The organism is Marinobacterium litorale DSM 23545 (assembly GCF_000428985.1).
Lineage (GTDB): Bacteria > Pseudomonadota > Gammaproteobacteria > Pseudomonadales > Balneatricaceae > Marinobacterium_D > Marinobacterium_D litorale.
In genome coordinates, this window is record NZ_AUAZ01000005.1 from 59115 (window position 1) to 75877 (window position 16763).

The 16763-nt window shown below is 58.7% G+C and carries 14 protein-coding genes; 8 read left to right on the top strand and 6 right to left on the bottom strand.

The genetic code is table 11. The features are described from left to right. Positions 1-3: 3 nt before the first annotated feature. From G403_RS0105830 to G403_RS0105850, 5 genes are all read left to right on the top strand, one after another. Positions 4-1998: an acetyl/propionyl/methylcrotonyl-CoA carboxylase subunit alpha gene (locus G403_RS0105830; protein ID WP_027853161.1), complete on the top strand. Its 1995-nt coding sequence runs from the start codon at positions 4-6 to the stop codon at positions 1996-1998. Further along, positions 1998-2915: a hydroxymethylglutaryl-CoA lyase gene (locus G403_RS0105835; RefSeq protein ID WP_027853162.1), complete on the top strand. Its 918-nt coding sequence runs from the start codon at positions 1998-2000 to the stop codon at positions 2913-2915. The genes G403_RS0105830 and G403_RS0105835 overlap by 1 nt, the downstream gene beginning before the upstream one ends. A gap of 33 nt (positions 2916-2948) precedes the next feature. Further along, on the top strand, positions 2949-3527 hold the full coding sequence (locus G403_RS0105840) for a peroxidase-related enzyme (RefSeq protein ID WP_027853163.1): 579 nt from the start codon (positions 2949-2951) through the stop codon (positions 3525-3527). 53 nt (positions 3528-3580) lie between these two features. Further along, a complete protein-coding gene (locus G403_RS0105845) occupies positions 3581-5269 on the top strand; it encodes an AMP-binding protein (RefSeq protein WP_027853164.1) in 1689 nt (562 codons plus the stop codon). A 69-nt stretch (positions 5270-5338) separates the two neighbouring features. Further along, positions 5339-6142, top strand: a complete 804-nt coding sequence (locus tag G403_RS0105850) for a class I SAM-dependent methyltransferase (RefSeq protein ID WP_036232750.1) — start codon at positions 5339-5341, stop codon at positions 6140-6142. Here G403_RS0105850 and G403_RS0105855 read toward each other — a convergent pair whose 3' ends face one another. Next, positions 6143-6922, bottom strand: coding sequence for an enoyl-CoA hydratase (locus G403_RS0105855; protein ID WP_027853166.1), 780 nt, complete (start codon positions 6920-6922; stop codon positions 6143-6145). Positions 6923-7202: 280 nt separating this feature from the next. Between G403_RS0105855 and G403_RS24385 the strand changes: the two genes are divergently transcribed. Beyond that, positions 7203-9182 carry a methyl-accepting chemotaxis protein gene (locus tag G403_RS24385; protein ID WP_051298596.1) on the top strand — a complete coding sequence of 660 codons (1980 nt, stop codon included), beginning with the start codon at positions 7203-7205 and terminating at the stop codon, positions 9180-9182. 14 nt (positions 9183-9196) lie between these two features. Here G403_RS24385 and G403_RS0105865 read toward each other — a convergent pair whose 3' ends face one another. Next, positions 9197-10837, bottom strand: a complete 1641-nt coding sequence (locus G403_RS0105865; RefSeq protein WP_027853167.1) for an acyl-CoA synthetase — start codon at positions 10835-10837, stop codon at positions 9197-9199. A 153-nt stretch (positions 10838-10990) separates the two neighbouring features. Between G403_RS0105865 and G403_RS0105870 the strand changes: the two genes are divergently transcribed. Then, on the top strand, positions 10991-12511 hold the full coding sequence (locus tag G403_RS0105870; protein WP_027853168.1) for a PAS domain-containing sensor histidine kinase: 1521 nt from the start codon (positions 10991-10993) through the stop codon (positions 12509-12511). Continuing rightward, positions 12508-13116: a response regulator transcription factor gene (locus tag G403_RS0105875; RefSeq protein WP_027853169.1), complete on the top strand. Its 609-nt coding sequence runs from the start codon at positions 12508-12510 to the stop codon at positions 13114-13116. Before G403_RS0105870 ends, G403_RS0105875 begins: the two co-directional genes overlap by 4 nt. Positions 13117-13130: 14 nt before the next feature. On the opposite strand, the gene G403_RS0105880 is transcribed toward G403_RS0105875, so the two are convergent. From G403_RS0105880 to G403_RS0105895, 4 genes are all read right to left on the bottom strand, one after another. Beyond that, on the bottom strand, positions 13131-13934 hold the full coding sequence (locus tag G403_RS0105880; protein ID WP_027853170.1) for an alpha/beta fold hydrolase: 804 nt from the start codon (positions 13932-13934) through the stop codon (positions 13131-13133). Then, positions 13931-14350 (bottom strand): PaaI family thioesterase, encoded by a 420-nt coding sequence (locus G403_RS0105885; RefSeq protein ID WP_027853171.1) that lies wholly within the window; start codon positions 14348-14350, stop codon positions 13931-13933. Before G403_RS0105885 ends, G403_RS0105880 begins: the two co-directional genes overlap by 4 nt. 19 nt (positions 14351-14369) lie before the next feature. After that, positions 14370-16016 carry an AMP-binding protein gene (locus tag G403_RS0105890; protein WP_027853172.1) on the bottom strand — a complete coding sequence of 549 codons (1647 nt, stop codon included), beginning with the start codon at positions 16014-16016 and terminating at the stop codon, positions 14370-14372. A 167-nt stretch (positions 16017-16183) separates the two neighbouring features. Beyond that, complete coding sequence (locus G403_RS0105895) at positions 16184-16756, bottom strand: nucleoside deaminase (RefSeq protein ID WP_027853173.1); 573 nt, start codon at positions 16754-16756, stop codon at positions 16184-16186. Between the last annotated feature and the right edge of the window lie 7 nt (positions 16757-16763).

Genomic DNA, 16763 nt, shown 5'->3' on the forward strand with positions numbered 1-16763 from the left:
GTCATGTTTAACAAAATTTTGATCGCGAACCGGGGTGAGATTGCCTGTCGGGTGATTCAGACCGCCCACCGCCTCGGTATCCGCTGCGTCGCCGTCTATTCAGAAGCCGACCGCCACGCCCGCCATGTGGCGATGGCTGATGAAGCCTTCCTGCTCGGCCCGGCACCGAGCAGCGAGAGTTATCTGCGCGCCGACCGGGTCATTGAGGTTGCCAAATCCAGCGGCGCCCAGGCCATCCACCCGGGCTACGGCTTCCTGTCGGAGAACACCGAGTTCGCCCGCGCCTGCGAGACTAATGACATCGTGTTTATCGGCCCGCCCGCCTCCGCTATTGCCTCCATGGGCTCCAAATCCGCTGCCAAGGCGATCATGCAGGACGCCGGCGTGCCTCTGGTACCCGGCTACCACGGCGAGGATCAATCCCCGGACCTGCTTCGCGCCGAAGCCGAGAAATGCGGCTTCCCTCTGCTGCTCAAGGCCGTTGCCGGTGGCGGGGGTAAAGGGATGCGTGTGGTCGAGTCGATGCGCGAATTCGATGAGGCCCTGGCCGCCGCGCAGCGGGAAGCGAAAAACGCCTTCGGCAACCCCGATATGCTGATCGAAAAATACCTGACTCAGCCGCGTCACGTGGAGATCCAGGTGTTCTGCGACGCCCATGGCAACGGTGTTTATCTGGCCGAGCGCGACTGCTCGGTTCAGCGCCGCCATCAAAAAGTGCTGGAAGAAGCCCCGGCACCCGGCCTGAGCCAGGAAACGCGCCGGGCGATGGGCGAAGCGGCGGTACGCGCAGCTCAGGCGATCGACTATGTCGGCGCGGGCACCGTTGAGTTCCTGTACGACGTGGATGGCTCCTTCTATTTCATGGAGATGAACACCCGGTTACAGGTCGAACACCCGGTCACCGAAATGATCACCGGACAAGATCTCGTGGAGTGGCAGCTACGGGTAGCCAATGGCGAGCCGCTGCCTCTGCAACAAGACCAGATCCAGCTCCGTGGCCATGCCCTGGAGGCCCGCATCTACGCCGAGGACCCCGACCATGACTTTTTACCGGCTACCGGCACCCTGCGCTATCTGCGTACGCCGGATGAAAACAGCCACGTCCGTGTGGACACCGGTGTCACCGAAGGCGATGAGGTCAGCATCCATTACGACCCGATGATCGCCAAACTGATCGTGTGGGACGACACCCGCGAGCGCGCCATAAACCGCATGGTACAGGCGCTCGAGGAGTATCGGATCAACGGTGTGAAAACCAATATCCGTTTCCTCCATGCACTGGCCGACTCCGCCCCGTTTCGCAACGAAGCACTGGATACCGGCTTTATTGGTAAACATGAGGACCTGCTGTTTCCACCTGCACAACTGGATGAAAACCTGGGACTGGTACTCAGTGCCTGCTTCTTCCTGCTGCGCAGCAAGGCGGAGCAGACACTGACCGCAGACCCGTTCTCGCCGTTTGCACGCCAGAACAGTTGGCGTCTCAACTCGCACTATGCCCGCCCCATGCAGCTGCTGGCCGATGATGTCGAGCACTCCCTGCGTATTCTGGAGCAGGACAACCACTTTCAGATCGATATCGGCGAGTGCAGTTACGAGGTGCGTGCGGCGCTCGATGGTGACCGGCTTCAAGCCACCGTCAACGGGCATCGCTTTACCGTTTGCGGCGATCTGCACGAGGATCAGCTGGTACTTTTCCATCGCGGCGAAACCTTCCATTGCGCCCTGCACCGGGAACAGTTCGGCCTGGAGGAGCAATCTGGCGAGGGCGGCCTGCAGGCACCGATGAACGGCTCGGTGGTTGCTGTGCTTGTCAGCCCCGGCGATCGCGTCGAGGCAGGCCAGACGCTGGTGATCATGGAGGCGATGAAGATGGAGCATGCCATCAAGGCATCCGGCAACGGCAGCGTCAGTGAAGTGTTCTTCGGCGAAGGCGATCTGGTTTCGGAGGGCGCCGAGCTGATCTCCCTCGAACTCGATTCCGAGGAGGCAGCCTGATGGCCTTTCCAGAACAGGTCCGCATCGTCGAAATGGCGCCCCGTGACGGCCTGCAAAATGAACCGGGCCCCATCGTACCGACGGCCACCAAAGTGGAACTGATCGACCGTCTCGCGGCCACGGGCCTGAGGCACATTGAGGCGGCCAGTTTCGTCTCGCCCAAATGGGTGCCCCAGATGGGGGATGCCACCGATGTGATGGCCGGCCTCACTCGCAAACCGGGCGTGGTCTATTCCGCGCTGACTCCCAACTTGCAGGGGCTCGAAGGCGCCATCATCGCAGGTGCGGATGAGGTCGCGGTATTCAGTGCCGCCTCCGAAGCGTTTACCCAGAAGAACATCAACTGCTCGATCGGTGAAAGCCTTGAGCGCTTCGCCCCCCTGATTGAGCGTGCCCGAAAAGAGGGTATTCGGGTGCGGGGATACGTCTCCACCGTACTGGGCTGTCCCTATCAGGGCGAGATCGCCCCGGCTGAGGTGGCTCGCGTGAGCCGTGCGCTGATCGAAATGGGCTGCTACGAGATCTCGCTGGGCGACACCATCGGTGTGGGCACCCCGTTGAAGGCAAAACGTATGCTGGAAGCGGTCGCCGCCGAGGTCCCCATGGGCCAACTGGCTGCCCATTTCCACGACACCTACGGCCAGGCACTGGCGAACCTTTATGCCGTCCTTGAGGAGGGCATAAAGGTGATCGACAGCTCCACCGCCGGACTGGGCGGCTGCCCCTATGCGCGCGGCGCATCAGGCAACGTGGCCACTGAGGACGTGCTCTACCTGCTTCAGGGGCTCGGCATCGAAACCGGTGTCGACCTCGAGTCAGTTGTTGCAACCGGGCACTGGATTACCCAGCAGCTGGGACGGCACAACGGCTCCAAAGTCGCCCTCGCCATGGGCGACAACCGTTCGTGCGATTCATAGCGCAAAGCAACCGATAACAAGAGGACTCTAAGGATGTCACAGCCCGACCACATCACGGCCCTGGAACTGCCAATCCCTGAGCGCGATCAGCTGCCGGAGGATGTACGTAAATACTTCGGCAAGTGCGATGAGAAACTGGGCATGGTGCCCAACGTACTCAAGGCCTACAGCCAGAACCTGGCGCAGCTCGACGTGTTCTCCCGCTTTTATAACGAGCTGATGTTTGGCGAAAGTGAGCTGACGCCACTGGAACGCGAGATGATCGCCGTTGTCGTCTCGTCCGCCAACAACTGCTTCTACTGCCTGACAGCCCACGGCGCGGCCGTGCGCGATTACTCGGGCGATCCCGCCCTGGGTGAACTTCTGGTCATGAACTACCGCGCCGCCCAACTCGATCCGCGCCAGCGCGCCATGCTCGATTTCTCCCACAAGCTGACCGTCACCCCGGCCGAGGTCGGTGAAACCGACCGGCAGGCACTGCGCGATGTGGGTTTCAGTGAGCGCGGCATCTGGGATATCGCCAACGTGGCCGGTTTTTACAACATGACCAACCGGGTCGCGGGTGCCGTCGATATGCAACCCAATCCTGAATACCACGGACGCTTCCGCTAAGCGGTCTTCCAAATTTCATCAGTCCGGATAACAAAAAAAATCGGAGCCAAACGATGAGCAACACACTGCCAAGCTACACCAGCAGCACCGCCGACAAACCACTGATCGGCATGACCATCGGCGATAAGTTTGACGAGATCGCAGCGCGTTACCCTGACAACGACGCGCTGATCGTCCTGCAGCAGAATGTGCACTGGACCTACCGTGAGCTGCAGCAACAGGCCAATCGCTGCGCTCGTGCCCTGCTCGCACTGGGCGTAAACCGGGGCGACCGGGTCGGGGTCTGGTCGCCGAACCGAAGCGAATGGACCCTGGCTCAGATAGCCACGGCAAAAATCGGCGCCATTCTGGTCAATATCAATCCCGCCTACCGGACCCATGAGCTGGAGTATGCGCTGAACCAGTCAGGCACCCGTTTTCTGATCACCGCCGACAGCTTCAAGACCTCCGACTATCGCGGCATGCTCTATGAGCTGGCCCCGGAGCTTAAAGCCTGCGCCGATGGCAAGCTGAAATCGCAGAAGCTGCCCGAGCTGGAGTGCGTCATTAACCTGTCGGACGAGAAGCACCCAGGCATGTGGCGCTGGGGCGATATGCTGGAGATGGCGGACCAGATCAGTGAGCAGGAGCTGGCCGACCTTCAGGCCACACTGCAGTTCGACGATCCGATCAACATCCAGTACACCTCCGGCACCACCGGCTTTCCCAAGGGTGCCACCCTGTCGCACCACAACATTCTCAACAATGGGTTCTTCGTTGCGGAAAGCATGGGCTTTACCAGTGAAGACCGCCTGGTGATCCCGGTTCCGCTGTACCACTGTTTCGGTATGGTGATGGGCAACCTGGGCTGCATCACCCACGGCGCAACAATGATCTACCCGGATGAGGGTTTCGAGCCAACGTCCGTGTTGAAAGCGGTCCACTCACAGAGGGCAACGGCCCTGTACGGGGTGCCAACCATGTTCATTGCCGAACTGGATCATCCTGAGTTCGAGAGCTTTGACCTGTCCACGCTGCGCACCGGTATCATGGCGGGCTCCATCTGCCCCACCGAGGTGATGAAGCAGGTGATCAGCAAGATGCACATGAAAGAGGTGCAGATCGCCTACGGCATGACCGAAACCAGCCCGGTTTCCACCCAGACCGGTGCCGACGACAGCATCGAAAAGCGGGTCTCCACCGTCGGTCGCACCCAGCCTCACCTGGAGAGCAAAATCGTCGATCCCGGCAGCGGTCAGATCCTGCCCCGGGGTGAGATCGGCGAGCTTTGCACACGCGGCTACAGCGTGATGCTCAAGTACTGGAACAACGACAAGGCCACCCATGAAGCCATTGATGAAGCGGGATGGATGCACACGGGCGATCTGGCGACAATGGACGAGGAGGGTTACATTCAGATCGTCGGTCGTATCAAGGATATGGTAATCCGGGGCGGCGAGAACGTTTACCCCAAGGAGATCGAAGAGTTTCTCTACACCCACCCGGGCGTTTCCGAAGTCCAGGTGACCGGGGTACCGGACAAGAAGTACGGTGAAGAACTGATCGCCTGGGTCAAACTGCATCCCGACGCCGACGATGTAACCGCCGAGGATCTGCGCGAGTTCTGCAAAGGCAAGATCACCCACTTCAAGATCCCGCGCTACTTCAAGTTTGTCGATGCCTTCCCGATGACGGTGACCGGCAAAATACAGAAGTTTAAAATGCGCGAAATGTCGATCGAGGAGCTGGGGCTCGACGTCTAGTTCATCGGTCAAACAAGCGATCCGACAAGGAGCTTCGACGCCGGCCTCCCGAGGCCGGCGTCTGTCATCATGAGTATCGATAAACATTACGACCAGTCGCTGGATCCGGCAGCCCTGCTCCAGGACGTACAGAGTGCCTATCCGGATGGCGCCAGCCTGTTTCAGCTGGCACCTGTCGACCAACTGCATATCGGCGGCATCAAAGCATCACAGCGCCTGCTGCGTCACCTCACACCCAAACAGCGAGTTCTGGATATCGGCTCCGGCGCCGGCGGGCTGATGCGTCAGGCGGCGGGCTTGGGCATATCCATGATCGGGTTGGATATCACCCACGCCCTTAACCGGCTCAACCGGGGCCTGAACCAGTGCCTGGATGAACCGGTCTCTACTTCGATACTTACAGCCGACGCCCATGACCTGCCCTTTGCGGCCCATAGCATCGACAGCATTCTGTTTCAGCACAGCTTTTTAAACATGCCTCGACATGACCGGGTGCTGTCCGAGTGCCGACGCATACTGCGCCCCGGCGGCAAGCTGATCATGCATGAGGTCGTGCGTGGCGAAAACCCCGACAACATGCGCTACCCGGTACCCTGGGCACAGGAGAAAACGCAGTCACACCTACTGACAGCCGAAGCACTCCGGCAGCAACTGCTGGAAGCAGGATTCAGTGACCTGGCCATTGAGGATTGGAGCGCCGATGCGCTGACATGGCGTCAGCGTCAGCTCAAGAAGGAGGAGTCGGGTCAGCCTGAGCGTGTGGCGCTGTCACCGGCACGGGTATTGGGAAGCCGCTTTGCGGAAATGGCGCGCAACCTGGTACTAAACCTGGAAAGCGACGCCGTCCGCGTCATTGAAGTTGTCGCGAAATGACTACCGGTGCGTCCACTGGGGCTGACGTTTGTTGATAAAGGCGTCAATCCCCTCCTGAGCATCATCAGTCAGCATATTACCGACCATGACATCACTGCAGTACGCGTAGGCATCCGCCAGTGGCAGTTCACGCTGTTTGTAATACGCCAGCTTGCCTATCTGAAGCGTACGACGGGATTTGGCCGCAATCTTACCGGCCAGACCTTCAACCGTCGTTTGCAGCTCGGCTTCCGGCACCGCCTGGTTGATCAGACCGACCTCGCAGGCTCGGCCCGCGTTGATGAGATCACCGGTCAACAGCATCTCCATCGCATGCTTGGGTTGCACCGCGCGGCTCAAGGCAACCATGGGCGTCGAACAGAACAGGCCGATATTCACACCGGGTGTGGCAAAGCGTGCATTATCCGCCGCTACCGCCAGATCAGCACTGGCCACCAGCTGGCAGCCCGCCGCCGTTGCCACTCCGTGCACCTGAGCAATGACCGGTACCGGAAGGTTGACGATGCGCTGCATCAGGCGTGAGCAGGTTTCAAATGTGCACCGGTAGTAAGACTCCTCGCCTTCGCCGAGCATCTGCTTGAGATCATGACCCGCACAGAACCCCTTGCCAGCCCCGCGTATAACAACACAACGGACCTCCAGATCCTCAGCAATGCGATCAAGCTCCTCATGCAGGCCTTGCATCAGTTCCAGCGACAGACTGTTGTAGGCATCGGGCCGGGCCAGCGTCAGCCAGGCCACACCGGCTTGATCATCACGTTTCAGCATAGGTTGATTCATGCGCTTTCCTCTTCTTGTTGGTTCTTATGTAACCGGGTTGATGCGCGCGGCTCCATCGATAACCAACACATCGGTTCAAATACGCGCAAAAGATAAGCAATTACCCTGATCTTCAATTAAAGATTGCTGCGGGTCAAGCACGCAGGTAAGCGGAAGAAACCGGGATAAAGTGCCCTGCAGGAGCGCGGCTAAACGGAAACACTTTACAGCCGATTAATAAGTAAATACCCTTACTTTTATTGCTTAGCCCACCCTAATAACAATAACTGCAGGGTAGAAAATGAAGCTCTACATTACACAGCGAATAGCGCTGGGCTTGTCGGTCCTGGTCCTTTTCATCATTCTGGTCGGCGCCAGCGGCCTCTATGCAAGCCGGACCGTTGGCAGTGACGTTGCCCGGCTGACACAATCGGTCATACCGCTGATCGAGCGCAGTTACGAGCAGACCCTCGCCGTCAGTGCCGCCACGGTCCAGCTCTATGCAGCGCTGGCACAACGCGACCCGGACTCATTCGAGCGTTATCGCGACCGTTTCAGCGCCAGCTATCAAGATCTTGCCCTGCAACTGAACGAGCTGTCCCAGCAGTCGAACCTGAATGACGCCCAGCAATCGGCGATCAACACCATGAACGCCCGCGCCGGGGGGCTGGAACAACTCTCTCAGTCTCTTTTCGGCCTTTATCATCAGTCCAACGAGCTGGAAGCGCAGGCATCCCAGAAAGCGATTCTGTTTTTTACCCAGAATGACGCGCTTGCCAGCTGGGCCCGGAACTACCTGGCATCGGCCAGCGACTCGGACGGCATCCAGGGCGTGCGTGCGGTGACACGTAACGCCAACACCTATCGTTTCATGCTGTTCAATTACCAGCGCAGCCATAATCTCGACGCGCTCAACGCGGATGCCGCGACCAACCGCGGTACACTGACAGAAGCATTTGGGCAGTTCAGCCAGGTCGAGCCTAAAGCGAAACCAATCGCCCCACTGATAAACCAGCTTGAAACCGGCCTGTTTGGGGAGGACGGAATCGTCGAACTGTACAATCGGCTCGACGCCACCCGGCATGAAATGAACAGCAACCTCACCGAACTCTCCGCTCAGGTTGAACAGTTCACCGCCCTTTCAGCCCAACTGGTCGAGAGCGCCCGCGCCAACGCCCGCCAGGCGCGCGAGCAGGGACAACAGGCGGTATCGGTCAGCAATACGATCATTCTCGCCGTCACGTTGACAGCCATTGTTATGGCACTGGGTATCGCGGTACTGACTATTCAGGCACTGCGTCGCCCACTGAAGACCATCCGCAGCCAGCTTACTCAGCTCAGAGATGGTGATCTGCGGGTGAGCTTCGACCAGGAGCGCCGGGATGAATTCGGCGAGTTGGGTCAAACCCTGAATGACGTGGTCGCGGGCCTGAGGAACATTGTCGATACGATTACCCGTGGCTCCAGCCAGCTCGCCACCCTAGCCAGTGAAAGCTCCGCGATCAGCGAACGCACCACGACAGCAATGACCCGCCAGAGCGATCAACTGCAACAGACCGCTTCAGCCGCTACCGAGATATCCAGCAGTGTAGGTGCCGTTGCCGAGCACAGCGAAACCACTCTCAGCGCCGTGCATCAGTGCGAAGAGCTCAGCGTCAGCCTGACCGAGAACGTGCACAAAACACTGGCCAGCATTCAGACCCAGGCTACCGGTATTCAGCAGGCGGTGGAGGTTAGCGATCAACTGGCCAGCTACAGCAGTGAGATCGACAGTATCCTGTCGACCATTCGGGATATCGCCGAGCAAACCAATTTACTGGCACTGAATGCGGCCATAGAAGCGGCACGGGCCGGGGAACACGGGCGCGGCTTTGCGGTGGTTGCCGATGAAGTGCGCGAGCTGGCCAGCCGGACCCAGAAATCAACCGGGCAGATTCAAAATATGATCGAGAATATGCAGGCCAGAATTGCCCAGGTGGTGAAGGTGATGCAATCAAGCTACGGCCAGACTCAGGCCTGTGTCGAACAGGCGCACGCGTCCGAGGCTTCGCTGGATTCGCTGAATGGGGCGATTGCTCATATCGGTACGCTGAGTACCCAGATCACCGAGGCGGCAAGTCAGCAGACGCAAGCGGTCGAGGAGGTCAGCCGGACACTGAACGGCCTCAATGATACCGCGCAAGCGACCACTCAGGATGCCTCCCGCGCTTCGGCAAGCGGCCACAAGTTATTGGAGTATGCGAATGAGCAGCAAAAGCTGCTCACCCGCTTCTCCCTGTAACCTTTAACGTCAGGTCAGTTATCCCCGTTGGCCTGCGAGCGCAGAACAAACTTCTGAATCTTACCGGTGGAGGTTTTGGGAAGCTCGCAGAACAACACGCGCTTCGGCGCCTTGTAGTGAGCCATATTATCGCGGCAGAACTGGATCATCTCCTCTTCGGAGAGGGTCCCGGCGCCCTCTTTGAGGGTAATAAAAGCGCAGGGGATCTCGCCCCATTTCTCATCTTTCTGCGCGACTACTGCGGCTTCCATCACGGCCGGGTGGCGATAGAGCACATCTTCGACCTCAATACTGGAGATATTCTCGCCTCCAGAGATGATGATGTCCTTGGAACGGTCCTTGATCTCCACATAACCGTCCTCATGCCAGACCGCCAAATCCCCGGAATGGAACCAGCCACCGGCAAACGACTTGTCGCTGGTCGTCGGATTTTTCAAATACCCCTTCATCACCAGGTTGCCGCGCATGAAGATTTCACCAATGGTCTCTCCATCCTGTGGCACCGGCTCCATCGTTTCCGGGTCAGCCACCATCAGGCCCTCCAGCATCGGTGCCTTAACCCCCTGACGTGACTTGAGTCGAGCACGCTCATTGGGACTTTTTTCATCCCACTCCTCGTGCCAGGCACAAACCACACTGGGGCCATAGGTTTCGGTCAGCCCATACACGTGGGTCACGCTAAAGCCCATATCCTCCATGCCTTCGATCACCGAGGCGGGCGGCGCGGCACCCGCGGTCATGACCTTGACCTGATGTTCGATACCGGCCTTGAGCTCCGCCGGTGCATTGTTGAGCATATTGAGCACAATGGGCGCACCGCAGAAGTGGTCGACCTTCTCGGTCTTGATCAGGCTGTAAATATCGTCGGCACGGACATGGCGCAGGCAGACGCTGACGCCGGCGCTAGCCGCAATCGACCAGGGAAAGCACCAGCCGTTGCAGTGAAACATCGGCAGGGTCCAGAGATAGACCGGCCGATCTCCCATATTCCAGGAGACGATATTACTGATCGCGTTGAGATAAGCGCCGCGGTGGTGGTAAACCACCCCCTTCGGGTCCCCCGTGGTACCGGATGTATAGTTAAGCGTGATCGCATCCCACTCATCCGCCGGCAGCTGCCAGTCAAACCCGGGATCTCCCTCGGCAAGAAAACGCTCGTAATCACATTCGCCGATCAGCGATCCGCCTTCGAAAGACGGATCATCGATATCGATCAGCAGCGGTGAAATACGGGCAATCTTTATCGCCCGGGTGATCACCTCGGAGAACTCGCGATCAACGATAATCGCCTTGGCTTCGCCATGCTGCAGAATGAATGCAATCGCTTCGGCATCCAGACGAACATTCAATGCATTAAGCACGGCACCGCACATCGGCACCCCAAAATGCGCTTCGAATACCTCCGGTAGATTGGGTGCCATAACGGCAACGGTATCCCCTTTACCGATGCCCCTCTGTGTCAGGGCACTGGCAAGACGACGGCAGCGGTTATAGGTTTCCGCCCAGGTGCGACGCACCTGTTGATGAACCACCGCGGTGCGTTCGGGAAAAACTGCCGCAGTGCGGGCGATAAAGCTGAGCGGGCTGAGTGGTGTGTAATTGGCCGGATTCTGATCCAAGCCCAGGGTATACGGACTATGGCTGTGTGTTGTCATTATTTTTCCTCTTCACCAGCAAGTTCGGTGAGCCAGTCGCGGTTTATCGGACTCCATCCAACAATCTCATCATACGTGTTTTCCCTTATTACACAATAACCCCTAAAGTCATAAGATTGGGGGCGCCCAGAGGCGCCAACAACAAGGAAAACGATGCTATCACTGGAGCAGGAACTGCAGAGATGCCAGCAGGAAGCCGAGCGTTATCGCCTGCTGGCAGAACAGTCCACGGATATGATTTCCCGCCATACGCCGACGCCGGAGTGGACGTTCATCGACGTCAACCCGGCGGTTGAACGCGTACTCGGCTACAGCGTGGAGGAGATCATCGGTACGCCGGGTTATGATCTGTTCCACCCGGACGATGCGGAAAACTTTATCAAGCGTGCGGAATCGGTACGCTACCACCGCGGCATGTATACCAACCTGAGCCGCTGCCAGCACCGCGATGGGCACTACATCTGGCTCGAAACCACCAGCCGAACTATCCGCGATGATGCGGGTAAACCCGTTGAGATCATCTGCGTGTCGAGGGATGTGACCGCGCGGGAAATGGCCCAGCAATCGACCCGGCGCCTGGCTCGGGTGGTGGAAGCCTCCTCGGACATGATCATGTTCTGCAACCACCGTACGTTGCAGCTGACCTATTTGAACGAATCGGCCTACCAGACGCTGGGTGCCGAGCGGGAAAACCTCACAGCCATCAACCTGAACGAGCTGTTTTCGGAAGAGACGCTGGCAACCCTGGTTAAGCCCGCACTGCAGCATGCCTCTCTATACAGTATCTGGTATGGCAGCATTCCGTTTTATCCGGCTGACAATCCCGGCCGTATCGCGGAAGTGCGGGAGGTCATCGCCCATCGCAACCGCGCCGAAAGCATGCAGGTGGAGTACTACTCGATCATCGCCCGGGATATCACGCTCAAGCGCCAGGCCGAGGAAAAGGTCAAGCGTCAGCAACTGGAGATGGCGCATATGTCCCGTCTGCTGTCGGTGGGTGAGATGGCCACCGAACTGGCCCATGAGATCAACCAGCCGCTGGCGACCATCATCAACTACTGCAACGGTACGCTGCGTCGGCTGGACGAGGGCCAGGCCACCCCGCTTGAGCAACTCACGCGCTCCATGCGCCTGATCTCCAAACAGGCGCTGCGCGCATCGGAGATCATAAAACGGATGCGTGGATTTGTGCGCCGAACCGAGTTTCAGCGCACCAGCTTCGCGGTCAATGAAACCTGTGTTGAAGTAACCGAGTTCCTCAACCAGGAAGCGATCGACAACAATATCTGCTTCCATTTTGAACTGGCAGCGGAGGATCCGATAATCGAGGCGGACCGACTGCAGATCGAACAGGTCCTGCTGAACCTGGTTCGCAACGCTATTGAGTCCTACGCCGGTTCAAGTCTCAGTGCACGGCCGGTTACCATTGAAACGCGCAGCCTGGAAGGCAAATGTGTGCGCGTCAGTGTCATCGACCAGGGATCGGGCATTTCACCGGAGCAGCTGGAAAACCTGTTCGAGCCGTTCGCAAGCTCGAAGGAAACGGGCCTGGGCATGGGCCTGTCCATCTCGCATACGATTATCGAGAGTCACTGCGGACGCCTCTGGGTCGAGAGCGACGGCCGCAGTGGCACCCAGTTTCACTTCCAACTTCCTGTTAAGGGGCAGACATGACCAAGGCAAAGCCGGCCGTTTTTATCGTTGACGATGACGCAGATTTTCGTGACTCCATGCAGTGGCTGCTGGAATCGACCCCTTACCCGGTAGAAACCTTTGCATCGGCGCAGGCGTTTCTGGATGCGTATGACGGCCGCGCCGGCTGTATGCTGCTGGATGTGCGTATGCCCGAGATCAACGGGCTGGCACTGCAGCAACTGATGCGCGAGCAGGATATCCGTCTGCCGGTGGTCATCATCACCGGCCACGGTGATGTCCCCATGGCGGTCAATGCGATGAAAAACGGCGCGCTGGATTTCATTGAGAAGCCGTTTGACGATGAAATCCTGCTCCAGCTGGTCGACCGAGCGATGACGGAGGCCGAAAAGCTGTTCAGCGAGCAGCAGCAAGAGCGTGAACTGCGCACCCTCTACGAGGTACTGAGCCGACGCGAGCGGGAGGTCATGCAGCTTGTGGTCAGTGGCAACTCAAACCGGGAGATTGCCGAAACACTGGGGATCAGCCCCAAAACCGTGGAGGTGCATCGCTCCCGCGTCATGAGCAAAATGCGGGCGGAAAGCCTGGCTGCTCTGGTGCAGATGAACAACCGGCTTAACGCTTAAGGACACACTCTCGGTCAACAGATACCGTGGTCGCGCAGAAACGCCCCTGTATGCGCGATCACCTGCTCGGTCTGCTCCAGGTGCGGTACATGCCCGCAATCCTCGATAAATACGGCACGGGCCTCCGGGCCAATCCCTGCACAGATATCCGCCACCTGTTCCGGCACACCATATTCATCCCGATCCCCCTGCATCACCAGTGTGGGCGCTCGGATACCAGCCAACTGCGGCCGCAGGTCCAACGAGCTTTGGCATGACGGCCGCTGCCAGGTCTCGTGCCAGGCCCGGAAAAGCAGATCGGTGCGGTCCCCATGGTAGCGCGCCAGACGCTCCGGCAGATCGGTGGAGTGATAACTCTTTACCGCTGCCTCGATACCGGAGAGTGTCAGGTGATCCACATAGATATGGGCGGCCACGGAAATCACCGCCTTGACCTGCTCCTGGCAGTGGGCTGCGCCCATCAGTGCAATGGAGGCACCATCGCTATGGCCAAACAGAACCACCTCTTCCAGCGCCAGCCGGTCCAGTAACCGGGGTAACCAGACCTGCCCCTCCTCGAGCAGATAGTCGTCCGGCCGGGGCAGCGTTATGGGCGTCGAACCGCCATAGCCCCGACGCTCGAACACCAGCACATCCAGCCCGGTGTGCTCCGCCAGCTGTTGGGGAAAGCGCTTCCACATCTCGATACAGCCCAACGCCTCATGCAGCAATACCAGCACCGGGCGGCCCTGTCCGGAGGGCTGTCGACCCCAGCGCAGCTGAAGGCGTACGCCGCCATCCAGCGTCACCTGTTCCTCATGCCACTGGAGACTGCTCATGAGCGCTCCGGGATCGAATAGGTCAGTGTTGCATGGGCCACCGGATCTTCTTCCCCGGCGGAGCTGACATAGACCTCCCCAACACCCAGCCGCTTGCCCACCTTGAGCATCTCGGCGCGGGCCAGCAGATCCGTATCCGGTCGAGGCCGGTTAAGAAAGTTGATATTGAGGTTGATGGTGACCGCCATCGGGACCGGCCCGATACGGCTGAGCAGCGCCACGTAAAGTGCAACGTCCGCAAGCGCCATCATGGTAGGGCCTGATACCGTGCCGCCGGGACGCAGATGATCATCGCCCACGGCCAGGCGCATCTCGGCCCAACCGTCACCCAGTGCTTCCAGCTGACCATATTGATCACCCTGGGGGAAATGCTCGCTCAGAAAGCGCTGCATCTCCTCAAAACTCATCACTTGCATACTGTATTCCTGTTTTTCTCTATCGATCAGCCTCTTCACGCGCCCTGTTGCGTAAAATAGACCGTTGAATTTTGCCACTGAGGGTTTTGGGCAGCGCCTGCACAAACTCGATTTCGGGGGGGCACGCCGGGGCGGACAGGCGCTCGATCACCCGATCCTTAAGCTGCCCCGCCAGAACCTCGTCGGGGGTATAGCCGCTCTTTAGCACGACATAGGCCTTGATCACCGATCCGCAGGCACTGTCCGGTTTACCGGCGACACCCGACTCGGCAACGGCAGGATGTTCCAGCAGGACACTCTCGATGTCGGCAGGCCCCACCCGATAGGCGGCGGTTGTCACAATGTCGTTGTCACGTCCGACAAAGGCATAACTGCCATCACCCCGGCTGACCACCACATCCCCGGTCAGGTAATAGCGGCCGTACAGAGGATTCGCTTCCCGCCATGTATAACCCTGAAAAAAGAACAGCGGTGAGTTAACGACATCCACAGCCAGTTGCCCACACTCACCGGCAGCAACCTCCTCGTAATTTCCGTCCAGCGCCACCACCCGATGCCCCGGCATCGAATAGCCGATAGCTCCCGGCTGTACCGGATGGGACAGCGCGTGATGATTACAACAGGTCATCCCGGTCTCGGTCTGGCCATAATGATCCATCAGCGGACAGCCCATCCGGCGCCCCACCCAGCTGATCACTTCCGGGCTCAGCGACTCGCCGGCACTGCTGGCCACCCGCAGCCCCAGCGCCGGCTCGTCAGGCAGCAAGCGGTCATGAGCCATCAGCATTCGGTAGGCGGTGGGTGCGGCGGCAAAATTGGTGATGCCATACTCGCGAATCATCCGGTAGGTCGTGTCTGGCGTAAAACTATGCTCGTTAAAATGGGTACAGGCGCCCAGCAGCAAAGGCCCGATCACCGCGTAATAGAGCCCATAGGCCCAGCCCGGATCCGCCGCATTCCAGAAGTGGTCATCCGGGCGGAGGTCAATGGCACAGGTCATATAGACATAGAAAGAGAGTAAAGCGCGCGCCGGTACCTCAACCCCTTTCGATTTACTGACGGTGCCGGAGGTAAACATCTGCAGCATCGGCTCGTTGGCACCAATCAAGACCGGCTCAAACTGATCGGACTGAGACGCCATGCTGGCAAAGTAGTCGATGTCGCGATGGCTATCAGCACCTTCGCCAGTCACGCGAACAATCGGCACCTTATCGCAGAGCTTATCAAGCTTGTGGCGGTTGGCATCATCGCTGACGACGAGCCGTGCGGATGCTTTTTCCAGACGGTATTCGAGTACGCGGGAACTAAACTCGGTAAAAAGCGGCTGGTAAACGGCACCGATACGCAGGGTGCCGAGAATAACCACCAGCAGCTCCGGCGTTCTGGGCAGCAGCGCTGCGACCCGATCTCCCTTACCCACGCCCTGCTGCTTCAACAGGTTGGCAAAGCGAGCGGACTCAGATTGCAGCTGGGCATAACTCCAGCGTTGCGGCGCTCGCTCAATACCCTGGTAAACCAAAGCGATGCGCTCGGGGTCACTGGCCCACTTATCACAGATCTCGGCACAGACGTTGATTCCCTGTGCCGGATCACTCTGCAATACTGTGCGCGTCAGTGATTCGACATCGAACTGATCGTAAAAAGACTGGTACGCCGGCTTGCTCACGATTCTCTCCCTGTTGTTATCTTTATTATCGGAGCCGGGAAATCCCCCCGTAAAAACAAAAGGCAGCCCAACAAACCGGCCACCCATACCAATAGGGGTATACCCTAATATAAACCGACAGATTCAAGAGGTAAACCTAACCGGGCAGCCAAAACCCAGCGGCTGAGTTATTGGTGAACGCCACTCACCCCCTGCCAGTCTTCCAGATCCAGCGCCGGCGACTCCCGGCGATAACGTGCATAGAGAGCTATTGCACCGCTATCCTCCAGGATATCCACCTGCACACCGGCCTCGCGCAGCATCGCCTCGTTACCGGACGCATTGGTGATGTCGCCCACAACCACCCGTTTGAAGCCACGCATCCGAATCAGCGTTGCGCAGACATCACAGGGACTGAGCGAGGTGTACAGGGTGGTCTGACTGAAATCGATGCGCCCGGCATCCTGTATCGCCGAGGTTTCACCATGATTATAGGGATGGCTCTCCTGAACCAGCGTGTTATGCCCCTTGCCCAGAATACGCCCGCTCGCGTTATCGACAATCACCGCGCCAATGGGGCATCCGCCCTCGTCGTAACTTTTCTGTGCCAGCAGCGCTGCGATACGCATAAAGTGGGTATCGGTCAGCGTCCGTATAAACCCTTCATCCATTAACACCGAAAGGCTACGGGTAGGCATATGCGCGATAGCATTAAGAACCGGTTCAGAAGCCCGAGTCTTTTGATCGAAGAGTGCGTTCATTGGGTCT